The sequence below is a fragment of the Pseudactinotalea sp. Z1748 genome (assembly GCF_049725185.1).
GTDB lineage: Bacteria > Actinomycetota > Actinomycetes > Actinomycetales > Beutenbergiaceae > CALKWS01.
This window is the reverse complement of the sequence record NZ_JBMPQB010000001.1, coordinates 281132-304907: the sequence shown is the minus strand read 5'-3', so window position 1 is coordinate 304907 and position 23776 is coordinate 281132. Positions and strand designations below refer to the sequence as shown.

The 23776-nt window shown below is 71.4% G+C and carries 21 protein-coding genes and 1 pseudogene; 9 read left to right on the top strand and 13 right to left on the bottom strand.

Features of this window, described 5'->3' with window-relative positions:
• Positions 1-60: 60 nt before the first annotated feature.
• From panC to folE, 7 genes are all read right to left on the bottom strand, one after another.
• Complete coding sequence (gene panC / locus ACO0LU_RS01490) at positions 61-1893, bottom strand: pantoate--beta-alanine ligase (RefSeq protein ID WP_424789656.1); 1833 nt, start codon at positions 1891-1893, stop codon at positions 61-63.
• On the bottom strand, positions 1890-3578 hold the full coding sequence (locus ACO0LU_RS01485; RefSeq protein WP_424789655.1) for a PH domain-containing protein: 1689 nt from the start codon (positions 3576-3578) through the stop codon (positions 1890-1892). The genes panC and ACO0LU_RS01485 overlap by 4 nt, the downstream gene beginning before the upstream one ends.
• Before the next feature lie 581 nt (positions 3579-4159).
• Positions 4160-4654, bottom strand: a complete 495-nt coding sequence (locus tag ACO0LU_RS01480) for a PH domain-containing protein (RefSeq protein WP_424789654.1) — start codon at positions 4652-4654, stop codon at positions 4160-4162.
• Between the two features lie 26 nt (positions 4655-4680).
• Positions 4681-5166 carry a DUF3180 domain-containing protein gene (locus tag ACO0LU_RS01475; protein ID WP_424789653.1) on the bottom strand — a complete coding sequence of 162 codons (486 nt, stop codon included), beginning with the start codon at positions 5164-5166 and terminating at the stop codon, positions 4681-4683.
• Between the two features lie 8 nt (positions 5167-5174).
• Positions 5175-7124 carry a 2-amino-4-hydroxy-6-hydroxymethyldihydropteridine diphosphokinase gene (folK, locus tag ACO0LU_RS01470; protein ID WP_424789652.1) on the bottom strand — a complete coding sequence of 650 codons (1950 nt, stop codon included), beginning with the start codon at positions 7122-7124 and terminating at the stop codon, positions 5175-5177.
• A 29-nt stretch (positions 7125-7153) separates the two neighbouring features.
• The gene (gene folP / locus ACO0LU_RS01465; protein WP_424789651.1) at positions 7154-8020 is read right to left on the bottom strand and encodes a dihydropteroate synthase; all 867 of its coding nucleotides are present in this window, start codon (positions 8018-8020) and stop codon (positions 7154-7156) included.
• Between the two features lie 115 nt (positions 8021-8135).
• A complete protein-coding gene (folE, locus tag ACO0LU_RS01460) occupies positions 8136-8837 on the bottom strand; it encodes a GTP cyclohydrolase I FolE (RefSeq protein ID WP_424789650.1) in 702 nt (233 codons plus the stop codon).
• Positions 8838-9075: 238 nt separating this feature from the next.
• Between folE and ACO0LU_RS01455 the strand changes: the two genes are divergently transcribed.
• Genes ACO0LU_RS01455 through ACO0LU_RS01440 form a run of 4 tightly spaced genes read left to right on the top strand, consistent with a single transcriptional unit; the run spans position 9076 to position 13184 of the window.
• On the top strand, positions 9076-9807 hold the full coding sequence (locus tag ACO0LU_RS01455) for a sugar phosphate isomerase/epimerase family protein (protein WP_424789649.1): 732 nt from the start codon (positions 9076-9078) through the stop codon (positions 9805-9807).
• A complete protein-coding gene (locus tag ACO0LU_RS01450; RefSeq protein ID WP_424789648.1) occupies positions 9804-10961 on the top strand; it encodes a Gfo/Idh/MocA family protein in 1158 nt (385 codons plus the stop codon). Before ACO0LU_RS01455 ends, ACO0LU_RS01450 begins: the two co-directional genes overlap by 4 nt.
• Complete coding sequence (locus ACO0LU_RS01445) at positions 10958-12139, top strand: Gfo/Idh/MocA family protein (RefSeq protein ID WP_424789647.1); 1182 nt, start codon at positions 10958-10960, stop codon at positions 12137-12139. Before ACO0LU_RS01450 ends, ACO0LU_RS01445 begins: the two co-directional genes overlap by 4 nt.
• A 43-nt stretch (positions 12140-12182) precedes the next feature.
• Positions 12183-13184 (top strand): sugar phosphate isomerase/epimerase family protein, encoded by a 1002-nt coding sequence (locus ACO0LU_RS01440; protein WP_424789646.1) that lies wholly within the window; start codon positions 12183-12185, stop codon positions 13182-13184.
• Positions 13185-13226: 42 nt separating this feature from the next.
• Here ACO0LU_RS01440 and ftsH read toward each other — a convergent pair whose 3' ends face one another.
• The 5 genes from ftsH to dacB form a co-directional block, all read right to left on the bottom strand.
• On the bottom strand, positions 13227-15266 hold the full coding sequence (gene ftsH / locus ACO0LU_RS01435) for an ATP-dependent zinc metalloprotease FtsH (protein ID WP_424789645.1): 2040 nt from the start codon (positions 15264-15266) through the stop codon (positions 13227-13229).
• 190 nt (positions 15267-15456) lie between these two features.
• Entirely contained in the window at positions 15457-15996 is a 540-nt protein-coding gene (gene hpt, locus ACO0LU_RS01430) for a hypoxanthine phosphoribosyltransferase (RefSeq protein WP_424790178.1), read from the bottom strand.
• Positions 15989-17200 (bottom strand): tRNA lysidine(34) synthetase TilS, encoded by a 1212-nt coding sequence (gene tilS, locus ACO0LU_RS01425; protein ID WP_424789644.1) that lies wholly within the window; start codon positions 17198-17200, stop codon positions 15989-15991. The genes hpt and tilS overlap by 8 nt, the downstream gene beginning before the upstream one ends.
• An 11-nt stretch (positions 17201-17211) precedes the next feature.
• Positions 17212-18309: a zinc-dependent metalloprotease gene (locus ACO0LU_RS01420; RefSeq protein WP_424789643.1), complete on the bottom strand. Its 1098-nt coding sequence runs from the start codon at positions 18307-18309 to the stop codon at positions 17212-17214.
• Between the two features lie 96 nt (positions 18310-18405).
• Complete coding sequence (dacB, locus tag ACO0LU_RS01415; RefSeq protein ID WP_424789642.1) at positions 18406-19974, bottom strand: D-alanyl-D-alanine carboxypeptidase/D-alanyl-D-alanine endopeptidase; 1569 nt, start codon at positions 19972-19974, stop codon at positions 18406-18408.
• A gap of 107 nt (positions 19975-20081) precedes the next feature.
• On the opposite strand from dacB, the gene ACO0LU_RS01410 reads away from it, so the two are divergent.
• Positions 20082-20594 carry an inorganic diphosphatase gene (locus tag ACO0LU_RS01410; RefSeq protein ID WP_424786716.1) on the top strand — a complete coding sequence of 171 codons (513 nt, stop codon included), beginning with the start codon at positions 20082-20084 and terminating at the stop codon, positions 20592-20594.
• A 156-nt stretch (positions 20595-20750) separates the two neighbouring features.
• On the opposite strand, the gene ACO0LU_RS01405 is transcribed toward ACO0LU_RS01410, so the two are convergent.
• Entirely contained in the window at positions 20751-21110 is a 360-nt protein-coding gene (locus ACO0LU_RS01405) for a C40 family peptidase (RefSeq protein ID WP_424789641.1), read from the bottom strand.
• 22 nt (positions 21111-21132) lie between these two features.
• Here ACO0LU_RS01405 and ACO0LU_RS01400 point away from each other — a divergent pair, with 22 nt between their 5' ends.
• The 4 genes and pseudogenes from ACO0LU_RS01400 (at position 21133) to ACO0LU_RS01385 (ending at position 23661) form a co-directional block, all read left to right on the top strand.
• The gene (locus tag ACO0LU_RS01400; protein WP_424789640.1) at positions 21133-21588 is read left to right on the top strand and encodes a hypothetical protein; all 456 of its coding nucleotides are present in this window, start codon (positions 21133-21135) and stop codon (positions 21586-21588) included.
• 119 nt (positions 21589-21707) lie between these two features.
• Complete coding sequence (locus ACO0LU_RS01395; protein ID WP_424789639.1) at positions 21708-22295, top strand: hypothetical protein; 588 nt, start codon at positions 21708-21710, stop codon at positions 22293-22295.
• Positions 22296-22611: 316 nt separating this feature from the next.
• Positions 22612-22988 (top strand): annotated as a pseudogene (locus ACO0LU_RS01390) (alcohol dehydrogenase catalytic domain-containing protein); the annotation flags it as partial.
• Between the two features lie 112 nt (positions 22989-23100).
• Complete coding sequence (locus ACO0LU_RS01385) at positions 23101-23661, top strand: MBL fold metallo-hydrolase (RefSeq protein WP_424789638.1); 561 nt, start codon at positions 23101-23103, stop codon at positions 23659-23661.
• Positions 23662-23776 lie beyond the last annotated feature (115 nt).

The following is a 23776-nucleotide window of genomic DNA, read 5'->3' as shown; positions in this document are numbered from 1 at the left end:
GCGCCCCGGTCCGATCAGCCTCGGATGGGCCCGTGGGCGGTCCGGCCCGAGCCGTGCGGTTCAGGACCGCGGCCGCAGGGCGATCTCGGTGTTGTCGATCAACCGGGTACGGCCCACCCTGGCCGCGACCACCAGCAGTGCGGCCCCGGTTCCCGTCCGGTGCGGTCGCATCGTGACCGGGTCCACCAGTTCCAGGTAGTCCAGGTCGACCACGTCCGGGGCCGCCTCCGCCAGCACCTGCTCAGCGGCGCCGAGAACCTCGCCGGCCGGAGCGCCCTGCTCGGCGGCACGCTGCGCGGCCCGCAGGGCGCCGGACAGGCGGAGCGCCTCGGCCCGCTCGGCCGGGCTGAGGTTGACGTTGCGGCTGGACAACGCCAGCCCGTCGTTCTCGCGCACGGTGTCGCCGGCCACCACCTGCACATCCAGGTCAAGGTCACGGACCATCTGGCGCACCAGGGCCAGTTGCTGGGCGTCCTTGCGCCCGAACACCGTGACGTCGGCGCGGGTCAGCGACATCAGTTTGTGCACCACGGTGAGCATGCCGTCGAAGTGCCCGGGTCGGGAGGCGCCTTCGAGCCGCTCGCCCATCTCTCCGGCCTGCACCCGCACCTGCGGCACGCCGCCGGGATACATCTCCTCCACGGCCGGAGCGAACACCAGGTCCACCCCGCCCAGCTCGCGCAGTCGCTCCAGGTCCGCATCCAGGGTGCTCGGGTACGTCGCCAGATCCTCGGCACGGTCGAACTGCAGCGGGTTGATGAAGATGGTGACGGTGACGTGATCGGCCAGATCACGTGCGGTGCGGATCAGGGACAGGTGTCCGGCGTGCAGGGCACCCATGGTGAACACCGCCGCCCGGCGCACGTCCGGTCCCAGGGCGTCCAGGTGCGTGCGCAGGTCCGTCACCGAGTGCACCAGCAGCGGACCGGACGACGACGCACCCGCCCGGGCCGTCGTCGTCGGCCCCGGAGCGGGCTCACCCGGGCCTGCCGCATTCGGGCCGGCGCCGGCCAGGACGTCCATGAGGGCCTGGGCCTGGTCGGTGCGGATCCGGCCGGTCGCTAGAGCGCGTTGGGTGGTCGCGCGGGCCAGGGTGCGGTAGGTGGGCAGCACGTCGGCCGAGGTGCCCTCGGCATCCAGGCGGGCCAGGGTCTCCAGGTGCTCAGCGACGGTGCCGCCATCACCACGCGCCACCGGCCCGGTCAGGGCGCCATCCCCGGCCCGCAACGCGCCATCCAGGGCCGCGGAGAGCAGGGGACGCAGCATCGCTCCGCCGTCCTCGATCCCGGCGGCTCCGAGCACCCGGATGGCTTGCGCGGTCAGGGTGACCAGATGGTTCGCGCCGTGCGCCAGCGCCGCGTGGTACAGGGCACGGGAGGTCTCGGGCAGCGCCACCGGCTCGCCGCCCATCTCCACCACCAGAGCCTGCGCGATCGGCAGTACCGGCCCGGGGGCGGTCACCGCGAACGGGGCGCCCACCAGGCGGCTCAGATCCATGGAGGTGCCGGTGAAGGTCATCGCCGGGTGGATTGCCAGCGGGATCGCGCCGCGCTGCATCGCCGGGGCCAGCACGTCTGTGCCGTAGCGCCCGGCGGTGTGCACGACCAACTGACCGGGCACGAACCGCTCCAGGGTGGCCAGGCCGGAGACCAGGTCGGCGAGCACGTCATCGGGCACCGTCAACAGCACCAGTTCGCTGCGCTCGACCACCTCCTCCACGCCCAGCACGGGCACGCCCGGCAGCATCGCCTCGGCCCGGTCGCGGCTGGCGGTGGAGGAGGCACTCAGCCCCACCACGGCGTGCCCGGCCGCCCGGAGCGCGCTACCCAGGACCGCCCCCACTCGGCCGGCACCGACGACTCCGACGCCGAGCCGGCCCGGCCGCTCGTTCACGCCGGGTGGTCCCCACGTGCGTCGGGTCGGGTGGGAGCCAGCCCCGGTGGAGTCTGCTGCGAGGGTGGGTGTCCCATTGCCGGGGGGATCGGCCCCGGTGGCCCCGGCGGTGCCGAGGGTGGCGGGGCTGCCGCCCACGGCTGGGCTGCCGTCCACGGCTGGGCCGGCGCCGGCGGCGGGGGCGAGGGCGGGGGCGGCCCTCCGGCCGGCTCATCGTGCGGCAGCGAGGGTGGGCGGGGCCTGCTGGGCAGCACGCCGGCGTACGCCCCCCGGTTCACCTCCGCCGGAGCCTGTGCCTGTGCCTGTGCAGTTCCCGGCGTACTCATCCACCGCTCGGGGCCGGCCTCGCGGCGCGCGCGGCGGGTCCGCTCGGCCTGGTTGACCAGAAGTTCCCGGGCTACCTGCAGGTCCAGATGGTGGACCTGGGGGGTGACCGGCCCCGGGGTGGAGTGCACCACGAAGGTGGCCAGGCCCATCTTCCGCTCGATCGGCCCCTGGGTCAGGCCCATGGACTGCGTGCGCTCATGCGGCACCACGCTGAGGTTGCGCCACCAACGGCCGGTCCGCATCAGGATCGCGGTCCCGGTGACGCGGAAGCCGGTCCGGCGCCAGGTCAGCGGATCCACCCACCGGGCACGCCGCGGACTGGTGGTAAACCCCTCGACATCACCGATCCCGTCCATCCCGGCGTGCAGAACGGGCAGGGGACGCTCATCGCCCAGGTCGGGCAGCACCAGCGAGAGCATGTAGGCAACCTCGGCACGGGTGGCCGCCGGGTACAGCACGGTGCCGGTCACTTCCTCGGCGCCGTAGCCGGCGATGTTGACCTGCATCCGCCACCAGTCCTTGATCCGCCACAGCGGGGGCTGGGAGATCCGCACCGCCTGCACCCGGCCCGGTGGCACCGTGCGGGACTTGGTCTCCAGCAGCCCGTGCCGCAGCCGGATCCCGTCCGGTGACACCGCTGCCCGGAAGTTGAACTCCCCGGCGAAGCGGCCCCAGAAGTAGGTCGCCGCACCCAGCATCGGGGCCAGTGCACCGAACACGATGCTGGCGTTGCCCACGGCGATGGCGGCGACCACCAAGCCCAGGATCGCGAGCACGATCAGCGCGATCGAGAAACTCAGCGCCAACGAGCCGATCAGGCGCCCCGGGGTGATCTCGGCGATCTCCCGCTCCGGCGCCGCAGGAGCGACCGGTGATCCATGCGCGCCCGCGGAACCGGTGGCAACGGCACTGCCGGAGTTGCCCAGTTTCACGCCGGCGGAGCGGGCCAGGAGTTCGTTGCGCAGATTCTGCGCATCGGGTTCGCTCAGGAACGCGATCATCAGGTTGGATCCGGCACCACCGGCTGATTCGACCTTGACCGAGGCGAACCCGAAGAGGCGGGCCAGCAGCGGCTGGGTGACCTCCACGGCCTGGACCCGGTCCAGGCGCACGTGCCGCTGCTGACGGAAGAGTACGCCCTTGTGCAGGAAGAGACTCTCCCTACTCACCCCGTACTGGGTGCGGCGCCAGGCCAGGTATCCGAGACCCAAGCCAAGCACGAAACCGACTACCAGCAGCGCCACCAGGGCGCCGAGGATCGCCGCCGCCGCGAAGCGTTCACGAAGGTCGGCCATGAACTCCTGGGAGTTGTACACGGCGATCGCGAAGATCACCACACCGACCTTCCACGCGTTCAACAGTGGGGTGATGCGGTGCAACCGGCGCCATTCGGCATCGGTGCCGTCGGCCTGGGCCCGGCCGGCGTCGGGGGGCGGGGCGACGGGCTGCCCGGGTAGGCGCGATCCGGTAGCGGGTCTCTGCCCGGCACGCTGTTGCGTTGCCGCCGGTCCCGGATCGGCAGGCCCGGGCTGAGCGGGTTCGCCGGGGAAGGAAGCCTGCGGTCCGGCCAGGCCCGGTGGAGGGCCGTACCGGCCAGGCGCCGGCGGTACTGCCGGTGGAGCGGGGGGCGGTGACTGCGGACCGGACTGCCAGGGGGGCGCACCCGGGGGCGCCTGCGGAGGTGGACCATAGGGCGCTGCCTGCGGGGGTGCACCCTGGGGGCCGTGGGGCGGCGCACCGTACGGTCCCTGCGGCGGCGCACCAGGAGGCACCTGCGGCGCAGCGTCAGAGGGACCCTGCGGCGGCTGAGCCTGCGGCACCCGGGACCCGGACGGTCTGTCCGCCACCGGGCCGGCAGGCTGATCGTCCTCGGACCTGCGTCGCCGGCGCGGCGGCGGCGCGAACGGGTTGTGCCCGCCCGGAGGGGGAGGCGAGGTGCTCACAGGCCGGCCAACCTCGCCTCACCGCGAGCGCTGAGCTGGTCACGCAATCGACCGGCCTCATCCTGCGGCAGCCCGGGGATCGAGGCGTCGGTGCCCGCGGACGCGGTGTGCAACTGGACCTGGGCGATCTTCATCCGCCGTGCGATCGGGCCGGCGCTCACGTCCACGTACTGCATCCGGCCGTAGGGCACCATCGTCAGGGTCTTGAACATCACGCCCTTGCGGATCAGCAGGTCCTCCTCCTGCTCGGCGTACCCGATCGCCTTGACCTGGCGGGGAATGAGCCAGAGCACCCACACGGTGAGTAGAGCCAGGAGCGCCGGGACCAGCCACATCCAGCCGCCGACGTACCAGGCGGGCCAGACCGAACCCACGCTCGGCAGGCCCAGGAACACCGCGGCGCTGATCATGCGCACCGGGATCAGGCGGGGTGAGACTCGGTGCCACTCCACGCCGGCGACGTCGAACGCCGGGGTCGACTCAATGCTCATGGTGGCCATTGTGTCGGATCATCGCCTCAGGACAAATGTGGCTCCACCGGTCCCGGTGGTTCCGGCTCGTCGGGGTCATCGTCGGGCGGGACTCGGCAACACCACTCGGCGATCAGCCCGGCTGCGATCATGACCCCCGAGGCAATCATCGCACTTCCCGCCAGCAAGGCCTGCGCGCGCGGCTCCGGGGCCTGCAGCCGCGGTAGCGCCAGAACCAGTTGGGCGGTGAAGTAGCCCAGGTGGGCGGCTCCGGTGATCGCCGCGGCCTGGCCCAGCACCAATGTACGGACCGCGTCGGTCGGGTCCAGCGGCTCGCCCGCACGGACGTGCCGGCGGATCCGCAGGCCGAGCAGGAGCACCACGGCCGCCAGCACCAGCACCAGGAGCACCTGCAGCAGCACGACCGGGACGGGATTGTTCCCGCGCGAGGTCCACCACCGCAGAACCATCATGCTCAGGGCCGCCGCCACCACGAAGACGGTGACCAGGGTCTGCCATCGAAGGCGCTGCATCGACGTGGTCAGGACTCCTCGTCACGGCGCTGGACGGGCTGCCAGCGCGGCGCGAACGGCTTGGGGGTCTGCTCGGGGGAGGGCGTCTCGGTGCCGCGCGGGGGCCACGGTGCAGGTGTGTCCGAAGCCGCCGGTGCGGGCTCGGCGGGATCTGGCTCAGCAGGCTGCGTCTCGGCCTCCGCGGGCTCGGGCTCAGCCGGCTCGGGCTCGGGCTCAGCCGGCTCGGGCTCCGGCTCGGGTCCAGCCGCCTCGGGCTCCGGCTCGGGTCCAGCCGCCTCGACCTCCTCCTGGCCGACATTGGGCGACGACGACTGCTCGCCCAGAGCCGGTGCCCCCACCTGGGGCTCGGGGTCCGGAACTCCTGCGGGCTCCCCCTCGGTACCGGACTCACGTGCCGCCGGAGCTTCACCCCCGGGCCGGTCGCCGCCGGACTCAGCGACCAGCGCGGCACCAACTGGCTGGCCGGCATCGGTCTGGTGCGCGGGATCAGCCGAGGCCGGATCAGCCGTCGGCACCGGGTCGCCGGCGTGGGCATCGTCGGGCGCCTCTACGCCGGCTTGCCCGGCCACGGAGACCTCGGAGCCATCGGGAGCCACTGGCATCGCACCGGACTCGGCGGCAGCGGGAGCCTGCCACACCCCGGGCGCCTCCGGGGGCACCACCGAGGGCGCTGCCTGCTCGGCCTGCTGCCCGGGTTCGGACTCCTGCGGCGCCGGCGCGTCGTCGTCCTGTTGTGGAGGCACACTCGGCGGTGCCTCCTCACCCTGCGCGGGGCCGCCCTGCGCGGAGCCACCCTGCTCCGAGCCAACCAGCTCGCGGCCTACCGGTGCGGGGGCGGCACTCTCCGAGATCACGAAACTGGCCGAATCGGTGCCGCTCCCGGTGCGTTCGAGCCAGTCCAGCGCGAGCCATCGCACCCCACCGCGGTCCGGAGCGGTTTCGGCCAGCATCGCCACCGGTCCGCCACCGAGCCCGGGCAGGAACGCATCGGCGTCGGCCTGCGCCCAGGGCACCAGCACGAAAGCCCGCTCGTTCGCACGCGGGTGCGGCAACTGCAGGTGCTCGGCGGTGGAGGAGACACCCCGATAGTCGATGATGTCGATATCCACGGTGCGCTGACCCCAGCGGTGGGTGCGCACGCGCCCGTAACTGTCCTCCAGCGACTGAGCCAACTCCAGCAGCCGGTTCGGTGACAGGGTGGTCGTGGCCAGCACGACGGCGTTGAGGTAGTCCGGCTGGGCGACCGCATCGGCGGCGGTCACCGCGGCAGTGCGCGCCAGTGGAGAGACCACCTGCACGGTCAGGCCGGGGGCGCCGCGCAGATCGTCGACCACCGCCCGCAGCGTCGACCGTACATCGCCGACGTTGCCGCCCAGGCCCAGGACCACCGCGACCTCATCGTCGGGCTCGCGGTCCAGTGCGTCGCTGCCGTCCTCCTCCGCCTCGGCCGGGGAGGGAGCCGGCACTCCCTCGTTGGGCGTGAACGGAGACGCCTCGAGCACCGGACCCGGCACCGCCGCGGCCCCGCTCGCCGCCGCGGATTCGGCAGGGATCGGTGCCGAACCGCCGGCTCGCACCGCCGCGCGGCTGATCCGCACCTGCACATCGGAGAACAACAGACCCAGGGGCGCTTCGGGCTTGTGCACGGTGACGTCCACCGCCAGCACCCGCTCGTGCGCCAGCACCGCATCGGCGATCCGGGCGGCCAGGGTCTCGAGCAGGTTCACCGGCTCACCCTCGATGAGAGCGATCACCTCGGTTGCCACCGCGGCGTAGTCCACAGTCGCACCGAGATCGTCACCGGCCGCAGCGGCGGAGGTATCAAGGTGGATGTCCAGGTCCACCAGGAAGGTCTGGCCGTCCCGGCGTTCCTCCGGCAGCACCCCGTGCCGGCCCACTCCACCTAGTCCGACCAGCCGGATCACATCCGCCTCGGGTCGGTGCGCGTTCGCTGTCATAGCCGCCATTGTGGCCCGTCCTGTTCCTATTATCCCTGCGCGACATCCGGTGTCAGCGCCAGGGCCTGCTGGTCCGGACCCTGGGTCGCGGCCCGGAACTCCTGTGCCACGCGGACCGCATCGACCGAGATCGGCACGTCGTGCACCCGGACCGCCCAGGCGCCGGACCGGGCCACCAGGGCAGATATCGCCGCGCTGGCACGGTCCCGGAAGGTCGGCAGGGACTCGGCGCCGTGCCTGGCCAGCAACTCCCCGATGAAGCGTTTGCGCGAAGCCCCCACCAGCACCGGGAATCCGAGGTCCTGCAAGCGATGCAGGTTCGCCAGCAGGATCCAGTTCGCCTCGGCGTCCTTGGCGAAACCCAAGCCGGGGTCGATGATGATCCGCTCCTCGGACACCCCGGCATCGACCACCGCCTGGACCTGGGCGGACAGTTCCGCCCGCACGTCCTCGACCACGTCGTCGTACTTCGTCAATGAGGCCATCACGTCGGAGTGTCCACGCCAATGGGACAGGATGAACCGGGCGTCGCTCTCAGCGGCAACCGCGGCCATGTCCGGATCGGCGCGGCCCCCGGAGACGTCATTGATGATGCCGGCCCCCGCCTGCACGGCGGCGCTGGCAACCTGTGCGCGCATCGTGTCCACACTGAGCACCGGGGCGTGCCCGAGCAGTCCCTCGATCACGGGGAGCACCCGGTCCATCTCCTCCTGCACACCCACCCGGGAGGCTCCCGGACGGGTGGACTCCCCACCAATGTCCAGGATGTCGGCGCCCTGGGCCAGCAGGTGGCGCCCATGGGCGATCGCCACGTCACGTTCGAACCACTGGCCTCCGTCACTGAAGGAGTCAGGGGTGACGTTGACGATGCCCATCACCTGCGTGCGTGTGCTCACGACTCCAGGGTATGACGCCGGGAGCACTGTCGGCGCAGGACGGGGCGGCGGGATCGTCGACGGGAACCGTCGCCGGCTCGGACTGTGGATCGGACTCGGTCCCGGTTGGTCAGGCTCAGTGCCGGTTGATCAGGCTCATCGCCTCGACCCGGGTGGGGCCCTGGCGCATCATGCCTCGTACCGCGGAGGTGACGGTCCGCGAACCGGGCTTGCGCACTCCACGCATCGACATGCACAGGTGTTCGGCCTCGACCACCACGATCACCCCGCGGGCACCCAGCAGGTGCACCAACGCGTCGGCGACCTCGGTGGTCAGTCGCTCCTGCACCTGGGGGCGTTTGGCATAGACATCGACCAGACGGGCCAGTTTGCTCAACCCCGTGACCCGGCCGTGGGCGTCCGGGATGTAGCCCACGTGCGCCACCCCGTGGAAGGGCAGCAGGTGGTGCTCGCACATGGAGTACACCTCGATGTCGCGCACCAGCACCATCTCCTGGTGCTCAATGTCGAAGAAGGTCTGCACCACCTCGGCAGGGTCCTGGTGCAGACCGGAGAAGGACTCGGCCAGGGAACGGGCCACCCGCTCGGGCGTCTCCCGCAGGCCCTCGCGGTCGGGGTCCTCCCCGACGGCGGTGAGCAGGTCCCGCACGGCCCGCGCCACCCCGGCGGCGTCGTAGGGCCGCGCTCTCCGGCGGTCCCCGACCGCCGGCCCGACTTCCGCGCCCCGCGGGCTGTCGCCGTCGCCGTCGGCCCTGCCCCGGTGGGGGCTCCGCCCGGGCGCAGGGTCCTGCGCGGGCGCGGCATCGTCGTCTGCCATGGCAGGCACCTCCTGTGCGGGAACCGGCGGTGAGGGAGTCCTCGCGCCAGCCTATTGCGGCGGCACCGCCACCTTAGTGCGCGCCGGCCGCCACCTTACGGCGCGCTTGCCGCCACCCCGCGCAGTGCGCGATCCGAACCGGCCGGATGCACCATCACGTGCCTACTTTTGCTTGTTGGTAGGCATAAGTGCCCATAGGGTGGTTCCGACCCTCCGCATCGACCTAGGAGCACTCCTCGTGTCCCACTCCCTCCAGCTCTACACCCTGCGCAACCACCCCGACGAAGACCTGGACGGCACCCTGAAGCGGGTGGCCGAGTTCGGGTACACCCAGGTGGAGCCGTACCGGATCGTGCCCGAGACCGAGGCCCTGGGAGCAGCGCTGCGTGCGCACGGGCTCAGCGCCCCCACCACGCACGCGCCGCTGCTCGGGGAGAACCAGGCCGGGATCTTCGCCGCTGCCACACAACTGGGCATCGGCACCGTGATTCTGCCGGCCACTCCGGAGTCGGAGTGGACCAGCGCCGCAGGTGTGGAGGCGATCGCCGCCGCCCTGAACCAGGCCGCGAGTGCTGCTGCCGAGCACGGTCTGAAGGTCGGCTACCACAACCACTGGTGGGAGTTCGCGCAGATCGATGGCCGCGCCGCGATCGAGTACTTCGCCGACCGGCTCGACCCGGAGGTGGTCCTGGAGATCGACACCTACTGGGCCGCAGTTGCCGGGGTGGACCCGGTAGCCCTCATCGGCGCCCTGGGACCGCGGGTGCAGTACCTGCACCTGAAGGACGGCCCGATCACCAGTGACGCCGCCGACCAGGTGGCGCTGGGCCAGGGCTCGATGCCGGTACCGGACATCCTGGCGGCGGCCGAGCACCTGAAACTGGGCGTGGTGGAACTCGATGACCACCGCGGCGACATGCTCACCGCCGTGGAGCAGTCCCTGCGCTACCTGGAAGGGATCGCCAAGTGAGCGCTGCGACAGCCGGAGCAGCCGGGGCGGCACTGCCCGCGCAGGGTTCGGGACCGGTGGGGGTCGGGGTGATCGGGGCCGGGGTGATCTCCGGCGCCTACCTGCAGACCATGACCTCCTTCTCCGACCTGCAGGTGCACGCGATCGCCGACCAGAACGCCCGAGCCGCTGCGGAGCGGGCCGAGGAGTACGCGATCCCCACCCACGGCGACGTCGAGGCGGTCCTGAACCACCCCGAGGTGGAGATCGTGGTGAACCTGACCACCCCGGCTGCGCACGTGGCGGTGGGCCAGGCCGCAATCGCCGCCGGCAAGCACGTGTGGAACGAGAAGCCGCTCGCCCTGGACGTGAACGCCGGGAAGTCACTGCTGGACCAGGCCGCCGCGGCCGGACTCCGGGTGGGCTGCGCACCCGACACCGTCCTGGGCACCGGTCTGCAGACCGCGCGGCGGATCATCGAGCGTGGCGACATCGGCACCCCGCTCACGGCGCTGGCGTTGATGCAGAACCCCGGCCCGGACCTGTGGCACCCCAACCCGGCGTTCCTGTTCGGGGAGGGCGCCGGCCCCTTGTTCGACATCGGGCCCTACTACCTGACCACCCTGATCCAGATCTTCGGCTCGGTGGCCACCGTGGCGGCACTGGCCTCCACCGCGCGCACCGAGCGCGTCATCGGGTCCGGCCCCAATGCCGGGCAGACCTTCGAGGTCACCGCCGACACCCATACCGGCGCGCTCATCGGATTCGCCTCCGGCGCCAGCGCCCAGGCGGTGTTCAGTTTCGACTCCCCCGCCCCGCGCACCGGGTTCGTCGAGATCGCCGGCAGCGAGGCCACCATCGCGCTGCCGGACCCGAACCAGTTCGACGGGCAGATCCGGCTGTGGCGCACCGGCTCCGATGAGTGGGAGGCCATCGACTCCACCGGCCCCGCGTACGGAAGGGGCCTGGGTGTGTTGGAGATGGCCCGGGCGATCCGCAGCGGCACCGGCCATCGGGCCAGCGGCGATCTGGCCCTGCACGTGCTGGAGGTGATGGCTTCGATCACCTCCTCGGCCCGCACGACCTCGTTCGTCTCGATAGGCTCCCGGGCACCGGAGGTGCCGGTCCTGGACGACGGCTTCGATCCGGCCCGACCTACCTTGGGGGCAGCATGAGCGACGCAGCCTCGGGCACCGGCAGCCCAGGCACCGGGCCCCTGGGCGTGGCCTGCATCGGCTACGCGTTCATGGGCAAGGCCCACTCGGCCGCCTGGCGAGAGGTGAGCGCCCACTTCGACGTCCCGGCGACCTCGCGCCAGGTGCTGGTGGGACGCGATGCCGGCCAGGTGGCCGAGGCCGCCGCCACCTACGGGTGGGCCGAGTCCGCCACCGACTGGCGCGACGTGATCGCCCGGGATGACATCGACATCGTCGACATCTGCACACCCGGGCAAACGCACGCCGAGATCGCCCTGGCCGCCCTGGCCGCGGGCAAACACGTCATGGTGGAAAAGCCCCTGGCCAACACCCTCACCGAGGCCGTGGAGATGGCCGCGGCCGCAACCGAGGCCACCGGGCGCGGGGTGTTCTCCATGGTCGGGTTCAACTACCGCCGGGTGCCGGCGCTGGCGCATGCGCGGAACCTGATCGCGCAAGGCATCATCGGCCAGGTCCGCCAGATCCGCGGGGCCTACCTGCAGGACTGGCTGGTCGACGCTCAGGCACCGATGACCTGGCGGCTGCGGGCCGAGTCCGCCGGGTCGGGTGCCCTCGGTGACATTGCCAGCCACACCGTGGACCTGGTCGGCTTCCTGACCGGTTCCACCGCCACCGACGTATCGGCCCGGCTGCAAACCTTCGTACCGCAGCGCCCGGGGCCCGGCGGGCCCGAGGACGTGACGGTCGACGACGGCGCCTGGCTGACCCTGGGCCTGTCCGGTGGGGCCGTGGCCGAGCGGGCGGTAGCCAGCGTGGAGGTCTCGCGGGTGGCGCTGGGCCGCAAGAACGGCCTCACCCTGGAGATTTACGGCACCGAGGGTGCGATCTGTTTCGACCTGGAGCGGTTGAACGAGTTGCAGGTGCTGCGCGGCACCGACGCCTCCTCGCACGGGTTCGCCCGCGTCCTGATCACCGAGGAGGACCACCCCTACCTGTCCGCGTGGTGGCCACCGGGGCACGTGATCGGTTGGCAGCACACCTTCGTGCACCAGGTGCGCGACTTCCTCACCGCACTGGACTCGGGGACCCCGCCCACGCCGTCGTTCGCCGATGGCCTGGCCACCCAACGGGTGCTGGCCGCCGCCCAGGAGTCCGCCCGCAACGCCTCGGCCGCCATCACACTGGGGCCGACCTGACCCGTCGATCCTGACCTGTCCCACCACCCACGAAGGAGTCACCATGGCACGCCCGTTCACCCTGTTCACCGGCCAGTGGGCCGACCTGACCCTGGAGGAGGTGGCCGAACTCGCCGCCGGGTGGGGCTATGACGGCCTGGAGATCGCGGTGTCCGGGGAACACCTGGATGCCTGGCGCTGGGACGACGAGGACTACATCGCCGATCGGTTGGGCATCCTGGAGCGGCACGGGCTGAAACTGTGGGCGATCTCGAACCACCTCAAGGGTCAGGCAGTGTGCGATGACCCGATCGACTTCCGGCACCAGGCCATCGTGGGTGCCAGGGTGTGGGGCGATGGCGAACCCGAGGGTGTGCGCCGGCGCGCAGCCGAGGAGATGAAGCACACCGCCCGCCTGGCTCGACGGCTGGGAGTGGACACCGTGGTGGGCTTCACCGGATCCTCGATCTGGCAGTACGTGGCGATGTTCCCCCCGGTACCGGCCGAGAAGATCGAGGCGGGCTACGCCGACTTCGCCGAGCGATGGAACCCGATCCTGGACGTCTTCGACTCCGAGGGCGTGCGGTTCGCTCACGAGGTGCACCCCAGCGAGATCGCCTATGACTACTACTCCACGGTGAAGACCCTGGAGGCGATCGGGCACCGGGAGGCGTTCGGCCTGAACTGGGACCCCTCGCACATGATGTGGCAGGGCATCGACGTCGTCGACTTCATCTACGACTTCGCCGATCGCATCTATCACGTGGACTGCAAGGACACCAAGATGCGGATGGGCAACGGGCGGGCCGGGATCCTGTCCTCGCACCTGCCCTGGGGCGATGGGCGGCGCGGCTGGGACTTCGTCTCCGCCGGGCGGGGAGATGTGCCGTGGGAGCAGGCGTTCCGGGCGCTGACCGCGATCGGTTACGAGGGGCCGATCTCGATGGAGTGGGAGGACGCGGGTATGGACCGGCTGGTGGGTGCCCCGGAGTCACTGGCGGCGCTGAAGAAGTTCGACTTCGAGCCGTCCACCCAGTCCTTCGACGCCGCATTCAGCCAGGACTGACCGGGCCGCGCCACCCCGCCACGCGCCACCCCGACAGTGGGGCTACTGCCCGGGGGTCGGTGGCTCCGGGTCCGGTGCGGGCGCGGTGCCGGTGGGCGGGCTCGCACCCTCGCCCCCGGCGGCGGCGGCCTGGTCCTGGGGCAGTTCCTGGCCCTCGCCTCCGGCGATCTCCCGGGAGGAGCGCACCGGCGGTTTGTCGCTGATGGTGCGCTGCTGACTGGACAGCCACACCGGGCGCGGGTCGCGCTTGGTCACGGCGGCGAAGATCTCCGCAAGTTCCTGCTGGTTCAGGGTCTCCCGCTCCAGCAGTTCCAGCGCCAGTTCGTCGAGCACGTGGCGGTACGCGGTCAGGATCTCCCAGGCCTCGTCATGGGCGGACTCGATCAGCCGGCGCACCTCGGCGTCGACCCGGCCGGCCACGTCCTCGGAGTACTCCCGCTCGTGTCCCATGTCCCGGCCGAGGAACACCTCGCCGGAGGCCGAGCCCAGTTTGATCGCCCCGACCCGTTCGCTCATCCCGAACTCCTTGACCATTCGGCGTGCGATGGCGGTGGCCTTCTCGATGTCGTTGGATGCGCCGGTGGTGGGGTCGTGGAAGACGATCTCCTCGGCCACTCTCCCACCCATGGCGTAGGCGAGTTGGTCGAGCAGTTCGTTGCGGGTGGTGGAGTACTTGTCCTCGGCGGGCATCACCATCGTGTACCCCAGCGCGCGCCCGCGCGGCAGGATGGTGACCTTGGTGACCGGGTCGGTGTAACGCAGGGCCGCGGCCACCAGCGCGTGGCCGCCCTCGTGGTAGGCGGTGAGTTTGCGCTCCTGCTCGTTCATCACCCTGCTGTGCTTCTGCGGGCCGGCGATCACCCGGTCGATGGCCTCGTCCAGGGCCTTGTTGGTGATCGTGGTGCCGTGGGTGCGGGCGGTCAGCAACGCGGCCTCGTTCAACACGTTCGCCAGGTCGGCGCCGGTGAATCCGGGGGTGCGCTTGGCCACCATGTGCAGGTCCACATCCGGTGCCATCGGCTTGCCCTGGGAATGCACCGCCAGGATCGCCTCGCGACCCTTGAGGTCCGGTGCTTCCACGGTGATCTGCCGGTCGAACCGGCCCGGGCGCAGTAGGGCCGGGTCCAGGATGTCGGGCCGGTTGGTCGCGGCGATCATGATGACGTTGGCGTTGGCGTCGAAGCCGTCCATCTCCACCAGCATCTGGTTCAGGGTCTGCTCGCGCTCGTCGTGGCCGCCGCCAAGGCCGGCGCCGCGCTGGCGACCCACGGCGTCGATCTCGTCCACGAAGATGATCGCCGGCGCGTTCGCCTTGGCCTGCTCGAACAGGTCCCGCACCCGCGAGGCTCCCACGCCCACGAACATCTCCACGAAGTCCGAGCCGGAGATGGTGTAGAAGGGCACTTCGGCCTCACCGGCCACCGCCCGGGCCAGCAGTGTCTTACCGGTTCCGGGCGGCCCGTACAGCAGCACGCCCTTGGGGATCTTGGCGCCCACCGCCTGGAACTTGGCCGGGTCGGCGAGGAAGTCCTTGATCTCCTCCATCTCCTCCACGGCCTCATCGGCTCCGGCCACGTCGGAGAACCGCACCTTCGGGGTCTCCTTGGTAACCTGCTTGGCCTTGGACTTGCCGAAGTTCATCATCCGCGACCCGCCGCCCTGCATGCGGGAGAGGATGAACCAGAACACCCCGATCAGCAGCGCGATGGTCAGGAACGTCATGAGGAACGTGGTCCACCACGGGGTCTGCGGCACCACCGAGTTGTACCCGCCCTCGGGCTCGGCGGCCACGATCGCCTCGATCACGGCCTCGCCCTGGGGCTCGGTGTAGTAGAACTCCAGGTCGGTGCCCTTGCTCTCCCCGTCCACCTCGTAGTCCTCGGACAGGATCAGGTTCACCCGCTGTTGCCCGTCGGTGATCTGCACCTGTTCCACGGTGTCGCCGGCGAGCAGGTCCAGGCCGGTGGAGGTGTCGATCTCCTCCACGCCCGGAGCGGAGAAGATGCGGATACTGAGCCAGAGCATGGACAGGGCGATGAGGATCCAGATGAATGGACCTCGGAAGAGTTTCTTGACGTTCATCTCCGGGGGGTGCGCCCCGTCCCTCCTGCTCGCAGTGTTCGCAGCATGACGCTATCCGACGCACCGGGGCGAAGCGGCGCGTGTTCGCCCATGGCGTCGCACGGGGGCCCCGATTGTGTCCGAGACCACACCACGGCCGGAACCGGGTGCTCCGCTCGGTGGTCCGGACGGAAGCGACCGGTGGCGCGGCTCACGTGTCGTAGACGTGCGGGGCCAGGGTTCCCACGAAGGGCAGGTGGCGGTACCTCTCGGCGTAATCCAGTCCGTACCCGACCACGAACTCATCGGGCACGTCGAAGCCGACGTACCGCACGTCCACATCGACCTTGGACGCGGCCGGCTTGCGCAGCATCGCCGCCACCTCCACCGAGGCCGGCCCGCGCGAGCGCAGGTTCGCCAGCATCCAGGACAGCGTGAGCCCGGAGTCGACGATGTCCTCGACCACCAGCACGTGCTTTCCGTGCAGATCGGTGTCCAGGTCCTTCAGGATCCGCACCACCCCGGAGGACTTGGTGCCCGAGCCGTAGGAGGAGATGGCCATCCAGTCCATCCGGGCGTCGGCGTTCAGGCGCCGGGACAGGTCAGCCATCACCATCACGGCGCCCTTGAGCACCCCGACCAGCAACACCTCGCGGCCGGCGTAGTCGCGATCGATCTCGGCCGCCATCTCATCCAGACGGGTGTGCAACTGCTCCTCGGTGAGCAGGATCTTCTGCAGATCCTCACCCATCGTGCTGGCGTCCACGCGGTCCTCCTGATTCGTCGGCTCGGTCCGGCCGGGCGCGCTGGTGCCCATCGGCCCGCAGCGGTCCTGCTGGGCCCAACTCTAGGTTCCCACACCGGCGCACCGCACGGACGCCACCGGGCAGGTGGATCGGGCCCTGGCCGCGCCAGTGCGTCAGCAACGCATCCACGGTCTGCACGTGCGCGGCGTTCAGCGATCCGGCAGGGCTGCCGGCTCGCACCGCGGCCGCGCGCAGCACCCGGGTGCGCAACGCCGTCGGGCCCTGCGCCAGCACGGCGACGGCGAGGACGACGACGGCGCCCGCCCGGTCCGCGCAGGCACCGGCCTGGGAGGGACTCACCCCGCCCGACCGGGCCGCAGGGCGCGGCGCGGACGTCGTGCTCGCCCCGCCCGGTGCCTGCTCGGCCCGGGCATAGAGTTTGCGCGCGAGTTCATCGAGCAGGTCGGCATCGGCCCGGGCCAGGTCGGCGGTGCGGCCCAGGGCGCCGATCACCTCCGGCCCGAGCACCCGGCTCAGGGCCGGCAGCACCTGCTCCCGTAGCGCCGCGCGTGGCAGCGGCGCGTCATCGGCGGTGCGCCAGGGCCCCTCGGCGATGTTGGCCGGATCGTGCCACGGCGTCAGGCCGGCCTCGGCGCAGGCGGCCTCGGTCTGGGCCCGGCGCACCCCGAGCAGGGCTCGCAGGTACGGCCCGCGCACCGGGTCCATCCCGGCCAGGGAGCGGGTGCCCGAGCCGCGGGCCAGGGCCAGCAGCACGGTCTCGGCCTGGTCATCCAGGGTGTGGCCCAGCAAGATCGCCGCGGCGCCGGTGTCCCGGGCGGCGCGTTCCAGTGCCTCATACCGCAGCGCGCGGGCGGTGGCCTCCGGACCCAGCCCGCCCGGCACCTCGGGCCGGGCGCGGTAGACCAGCGCCGGTTCCAGGCCCAGGCCGGCACACGCCTCGATCGCGGTGGCACTGACCTGTGCCGAACCGGGCTGCATGCCGTGGTCCACGCTCACCGCCCCTGCGCGCAGATCAAGACGCGGGGCCACGAAGGCGGTCGCTGCGGCCAGCGCAAGGGAGTCCGCGCCGCCGGAGCAGGCCACCAGCACCAGGTCCCCGGGCACCAGCGCCGATTCCTCCAGCCGCCGGCGCAGCAAGGTGCGCACCGCACCGCGGACTGCGGCGGTGCCCGGCGGCATGGTGGGCATCGCCGATGGTCTCAGCCGTGCACCCGGGCCAGCCAGGCGTCCGGGTCGGAGATCTCATCGGAGGCCGGCAGGTTCGCCGCGTCGGTCCACACCGCGTTCAACCCCTCGTGGCCCACCTTGTCCACCACGGCCCGCACGAACGCGGCCCCGTTGCGGTACTGGGCGAGTTTGGCGTCCATTCCCATCAACCGGCGCAGGATCGCCTCGGCCCACCGCGGGGAGTTGCGGCGCTTGTCGAAGGCGGCCCGGATCCGGCTGACCGTGGGCACCACCTGGGGGCCCACGGCGTCCATCACCACGTCGGCATGGCCCTCCAGCAGCGACATCACCGCCACCGTGCGGCCCATCATCTCGTGCTCGGACTCGGTCATCACCGAACCGAGCAGCGCCCCGGCCGGTTCGGTACTGTCGGAACCGATCGCCCGCGGCAATGCCGAGATGAAGTCGCGCAGCCGATCGGCGGCACTCTCCTGAGCCAGCATCGAGCCCATCAACTCACGCATCAGGCCGGTCAGGTGCTCGGGCAGCCAGGGGGCGGCGGCGAACTGCAGGGCGTGGGTCTGCTCGTGCAGGGCCACCCACAGGTGGAAGTCGCCCGGATCCAGGCGCAGTTCCCGCTGCACGTGCAGCACGTTCGGAGCCACCAGCATCAGCCGCCCGCCGGACCCCGATCCGCGTCCGCCATGAGCGCCACCGGCGGCGCCGGCGAACGGGTCGTACTGGCCCAGCACCCGGCTCGCCAGCAGCGGGAGCACCACACCCAGTTCCTCTCCGGCCAGGCGCGCCGAGGCACGGTTGGGCGCCTCAGGCAACAGCCCGTCGGTGAGGTGGGCGAACGTGGCGATATTCGCCCCGATCCAACGCCCCCGGTCCACCACATACACCGGTTCCGCGGCGATCCGGGACGCCGGCTCGGTCAGGCCGGTGACCTCACCGACGAGTTCGGGTGCGCGCGCGCCGGCCGAGCGGAGCGACTCCACCAGCAGTGAGGCCTCGCCGCGCTCGATGCGGGGGCCGGGGCGCACCAGGGCCCGGGCCCGGCGGGTGGCGGCCGACCAGTCCACGGACGAGACAGTCTCGGGCTGGGCGGTCGATGCAGGCGCGGTCATAACCCCAGCCTACGCTCGCCGGATGCCCCGGTACGCCCGGCAGCACCGGCAACGAGAACTATGCCCCGCCCGGTGGGCGACGGGACGAACGCGCACTCAACACCCGCAGTCGGCGATGCGGGAGGCCCAGTCATCCACGGTCAGGCGCGCCAGGTAGGCCGCGCCGCGTTCGAAGTCACCGGTCAGCACGGTGAAGGCGAGCACCCGCCCGTCGGCGGTGTGCACCATCCCGGTCAGGGACACCACCTGCGGCAGCGTGCCGGTCTTGGCCGCGAGCGCCCCGGCCGCAGCCGTTCCACCCAGGCGGTCCCGTAGCGTGCCCTCCAGCGCCCCCACCGGCATCCCGCGGATCGCGTCCGCCAGGTGCGGGTGTTCCGGGGACGCGGCCAGTTGCACCGCCTCGGTGAGGACCCGGGCGTTCACCCGGCTGTGGGAACTCAGGCCCGAGGTGTCCGCCAGGCTGACGCCCTCGACGTCCACACCCAGCCCGTCCAGGACCTCCAGCACCGCCACCCCGGAGCCGCTGAAACTGGTCTCACCCTCGATCGCGTGCGCCGTCATCCGCCCGAGCACCTCGGCGAGCGGGTTGTCCGAGAACTGCAGGGTGTAGGCCACCAGATCCGCCAGGGGCGCCGAGGTGACCTCCCCCAGCACCGTCTCACCCAGGGAGGCGCCGCGTTCGATCTCGGTGACCTCCACCCCGCGCTCGTCCAGCCGCTCGGCGAACATCTCCGCAGCGGCCATCGCCGGGTCCTGCTGGCGGGCGTTGGTGCCCTGCTGTCGGCCCAGGTCCACCGCGAGCGGTTGGATCGGCATCGCCCAGCCGCCGGTGCGGTCCCCGTCGGTCCAGTTCGGCCCCATCAGCGGTCCGGTGAACAGGGTGTCGTCCAGGCTCAGGGTCACCTGCGTGGTGCCGTCGGCCAGCAAGCTCTCGGCCACCTGTTCGGCCAGGTCACCCAGCCCGCCGCGGCGCAGCGGCCCGCTCGCCGCACCCTCATCGGCGGCCAACGTGATGTCCCCACCGCCCACCAGCACGATCTGGCCCACTCCGCCATCGACCACCCGGGTGGGGAAGGTGTGCTCGGGGCCCATGGTCTCCAGGGCCGCCACGGCGGCGAGCAACTTCAGCGCCGAGGCCGGCGCGCGCAGTTGCCCGGCGTTCTCATCGAGCAGCACCTCCCCGGTGAGAAGGTCGGTCACCATCACCGAGGGATCGGGGCCGGCGCGCTCGTCATCGAGCAGGGCCGCAGTCAGCGACGCCAACGACTCCGTGCTCGGAACAGGAGCGGCATCGTCCGGGCCGGGAGCCACCGCGCCCAGGTCCGCCGCGGCCGGCACCTGGGCGGTCGGGAAGGGTTCGGCATCCGGCCAGGGTTGCTCGGTGGTGAGCAGTCCAGGGACGATGTCGCGGATGTCCAGGTAGGTGTAGCCGCCCACCAGCACCAGCACCAGCAGCAGCGGGAAGAGCCGACGGCGGCGGCGTTGGCGCGCGCGGGCACGTGCGGCCGGGGAGGGCTTGCGTCCCCGCGCGCCTGCAGCAGCCGGGCTACGGCGCCCGGGCTGCGCCGTCGACCGGCCCGTGGCTGTGCCGGGGCGTTTGCGGGCCGGTTCGCCACTACGGCGGGTGCGCGCGGACCGGTTGGCCCCAGACTGGCGATCTGCCACCCGCTTCTCCGCTCCTGACCGTGCTCGGCGGTGCCGGCGTTAGGCACCCACCAGAAGGCTAGGCCACACTAGGCTCAGATCACGTCAACGATTCAGGAGAGCCGGCAGTGGAATTCGACGTCACGATTGAGATCCCCAAGGGGCACCGCAACAAGTACGAGGTGGACCACGAGACCGGCCGCATCCGCTTGGACCGGATGCTGTTCACCTCCACCCGGTACCCCGACGACTACGGCTACATCGACGGCACGCTCGGGGAGGACGGCGACCCGCTGGACGCCCTGGTGCTGCTGGAGGAGCCGACGTTCCCGGGCTGCCTGATCCGCTGCCGGGCGCTGGGGATGTTCCGGATGCGCGATGAGGCCGGTGGGGACGACAAGGTGCTGTGCGTGCCCAAGGCGGACCAACGGGCCAGTTGGCGCAGCGACATCGACGACGTCTCGGAGTTCCACCGCCTGGAGATCCAGCACTTCTTCGAGGTGTACAAGGACCTCGAGCCGGGCAAGTCGGTCGAGGGCGCGCACTGGGTGGGCCGCGAGGAGGCCGAGGCCGAGATCACCCGCTCCTTCCAGCGCGCCAAGGACGAGGGCTACACCCACCCCACGCCCTGGCAGACCTGAGCAGGCGCTACCTCGGCGCACTGATCGTGGACGGGGCGCCCGGGATGGCGCGCGGGGTTTGGTGCATCCGCGGCTGAGCCCACGCGTTGGCACGCCAGGAGTTCGGTGCAGTGAGGGCACCGAACCCTCCCCCAGCAGTGCGGGGCTGGCGCAGGGTCAGGGACGCCCGGCCATCGGCAGCACGTTGGTCCACCAGACCGGAACTCGCTCCACGGTCTTGCCGGGCGCGGGGGCGTGTACCCGCATGCCGTTCCCGGCGTAGATGGCCACGTGGTAGATGCCGGAGGCCTGACCATTGCTGGAGTAGAAGATCAGGTCGCCCGGGCGCATGTTGTTGACCGAGACCTTCGCCACCGCGGCGTACTGGTCCCTGGTGGTGCGGGGCAGGGACCTGCCGGCGTTCTGGTAGGCCCGCTGCGTCAGACCGGAGCAGTCATAGGAGTTCGGTCCGGCCGCGCCGAAGACGTAGGGCTTACCGATCTGGGTCGACGCCCAGTTCAGGGCGGCCTGGCCCACCGACGCTGAGGAGCCGCCACCGTTGCTGGGCGGTGGCGTCGGCGTCGGGGTGGGAGTTGGGGTCGGCGTTGGTGTCGGCGTCGGGGTTGGTGTCGGCGTCGGGGTTGGTGTCGGCGTCGGGGTTGGTGTCGGCGTCGGCGTGGGTGTCGGCGTCGGCGTCGGCGTCGGCGTCGGCGTCGGCGTCGGCGTCGGCGTCGGGTTCGACGGCGTCGGCGAGGGGGCCGGGTTCGACGGCGACGGCGAGGGGGCCGGGTTCGACGGCGACGGGGCCGGGGCCGGGTTCGACGGCGACGGGGCCGGGGCCGGGTTCGACGGCGACGGGGCCGGGGCCGGGTTCGACGGCGACGGGGCCGGGGCCGGGTTCGACGGCGACGGCGAGGGAGCCGGGTTCGACGGGTCCGGCGAGGAGTTCCCCGAGGATCCCGAGCCGGAGCCAGGCTCGGACTGGGACGCGGAGCCGGTGTTGGACTCCGGCTGAGCCGGCTCCACGTTCAGCGCCGCCGCCGCTGCACGGTTCTCGCGCTCGCGGCGCTGCTCCTCCAGGCCGTTCTGGCGCTGCTCCTCAAGTTCGTAACTGGTCTGACGCAGCGTGGCCAGTTGGCCGATCAGGTCGGTGCGCTGGGCCGCGGTGCTCTGCTGGATCTGCAAGGCCTCCTGGTAGGCGGCCTCGGCCTCCTGATGGCGCAGTTCCAACTCAGCGGCGGCGTCAGCCTTCTCCGCCACCGCCCGCTCGGCGCGGTCGTGCATGAGGGCGGCCACGATCTCGGCGGCATCCAGGCGCTGGAATGCCTCGTCGGCACCGCCCCCGAGCCGGTCGAACGTGGTGGCCCGGTGCATCGCGTCCTGGACCCCGCTGGCGCTGAGGAAAACCTCAAGGTGCCCCAGCCCGCCGTTGTTGCGGTAGGCGGCGGTGGCCAGGCGTGCGACGTCCTCGCTGGCCTCGAGCAGTTCGGCGTCGGCTCGGGCGGCGTCATCGGCGGCCGAGCGTTCCTCGGCCTCGGCCGTCTCGAGATCGATCGCGGCCTGGTTGTACAGGTCGGTGGCGATCGCGGCTTCCTGCTCGGCGACCTCGAGGCTGGCCGCGTTCGTGACCAGTTGCACCTCGAGCCGGGCGACCTGTCCGGCGGTGTCGTCAACCTGGGCCCAGGACTCCTCGATGTCGTCCTGACTGGGGATCTGCGGTGAGGCTGAGGCCACCGCGATCCCGGCCGAACCGGCCAAGAGAAAAGCGGAGAGGAAAGCGACACCACGACGTGATTGTCGTGCAGAACCCATGACCTACTCCATCCCCGACGGCTTACTCGCTCGCTGTACCGGCGTGTCGCGTTGACCAGCCGCCTCCAACACCGTAGTGCACAAGAGCCCACTTGTGAACACCAGTATCGATATTCACAACTGTCACACTGTTCCCATTGAACGCGATCAACACAGTTCGCATGGGCGGGATCGGCCCCCTACTCCGGTGGTGTGATGAAGATCATGACGCCGGAGGTGATTGCGCGACCTGCATTACCGCGAGGGCGGCATCAACGACGACTTCCCCTTCCTGCTCGGCCACGAAGCCGCCGGAACGGTTGAAGCGGTCGGCGAAGGCGTCACCGACGTGGTGCCGGGCGACTTCGTGATCCTGAACTGGCGTGCGGTCTGCGGGCAATGCCGTGCCTGTGCCCGGGGCCGGCCTGGTACTGCTTCGACACCCACAACGCCAGCCGGCCGATGACCCTGACCGATGGCACGCCGCTGAGCCCGGCCCTCGGCATCGGCGCATTCGCCACCAGGACACTGGTCGCCGCCGGCCAGTGCACCAAGGTGGACCGCCGGGCCCCCGCCGCCGCGGCCGGGCTGCTCGGCTGCGGAGTGATGGCCGGATTCGGTGCCGAGCAGGCCTTCTACGCCCGCGACCTGGCCGGCACCGTCGTGCTGGTGGTGGTGCACGGATCTCCCACACCACCACATCCGGCACCTTCTCCCTGGACGGGGCACCTGGGAGGTGGACAACAACGTCTGGGTGCTCGGCGACGACGCCGAGTGCGTGGTGATCGACGCCCCGCACGAGGCCGGACCGATCCTGGAGTTGATCGGCTCCCGCCGCCTGGTGGCGGTGCGGTGCACCCATGCTCACGATGACCACATCACCGCCGTCGGGGCACTCCACGACGCCACCGGCGCGCCGACCTACCTGCACCCCCGGGACCGGATGCTGTGGGACCGCGTGTACGAGGTGGGCCCGGACCTCGAACTGGCCGATGGCCAGCTGATCACGGTGGCCGGGGTCGACATCCACGTACTGCATACCCCGGGCCACTCCCCCGGCGCGTGCTGCTTCCTTGTGCACGAGTTGGACGTGGTGTTCACCGGGGACACCATGTTCGCCGGAGGGCCGGGCGCCACCGGACACTCCTTCAGCAGTTTCGATACCATCATCGACTCGGTCACCGAGAAACTGCTCACGCTGCCCTGGCAGACGACGGTACACACCGGGCACGGGCCGTCCACCACCATCGCGCCCGAGGCCCCCCACCGCCAGGAGTGGATCGACCGCGGCCACTGAGCCCGGTCCGGCGTGACGCCACTGTCCGTCATATGAGACAGGGTGTCCGCGGGCGAAGGTGACGCTTAGGGTGAGGATCATGTTCGGTCGAATGTGCAGCCCACTCGCGCATCCG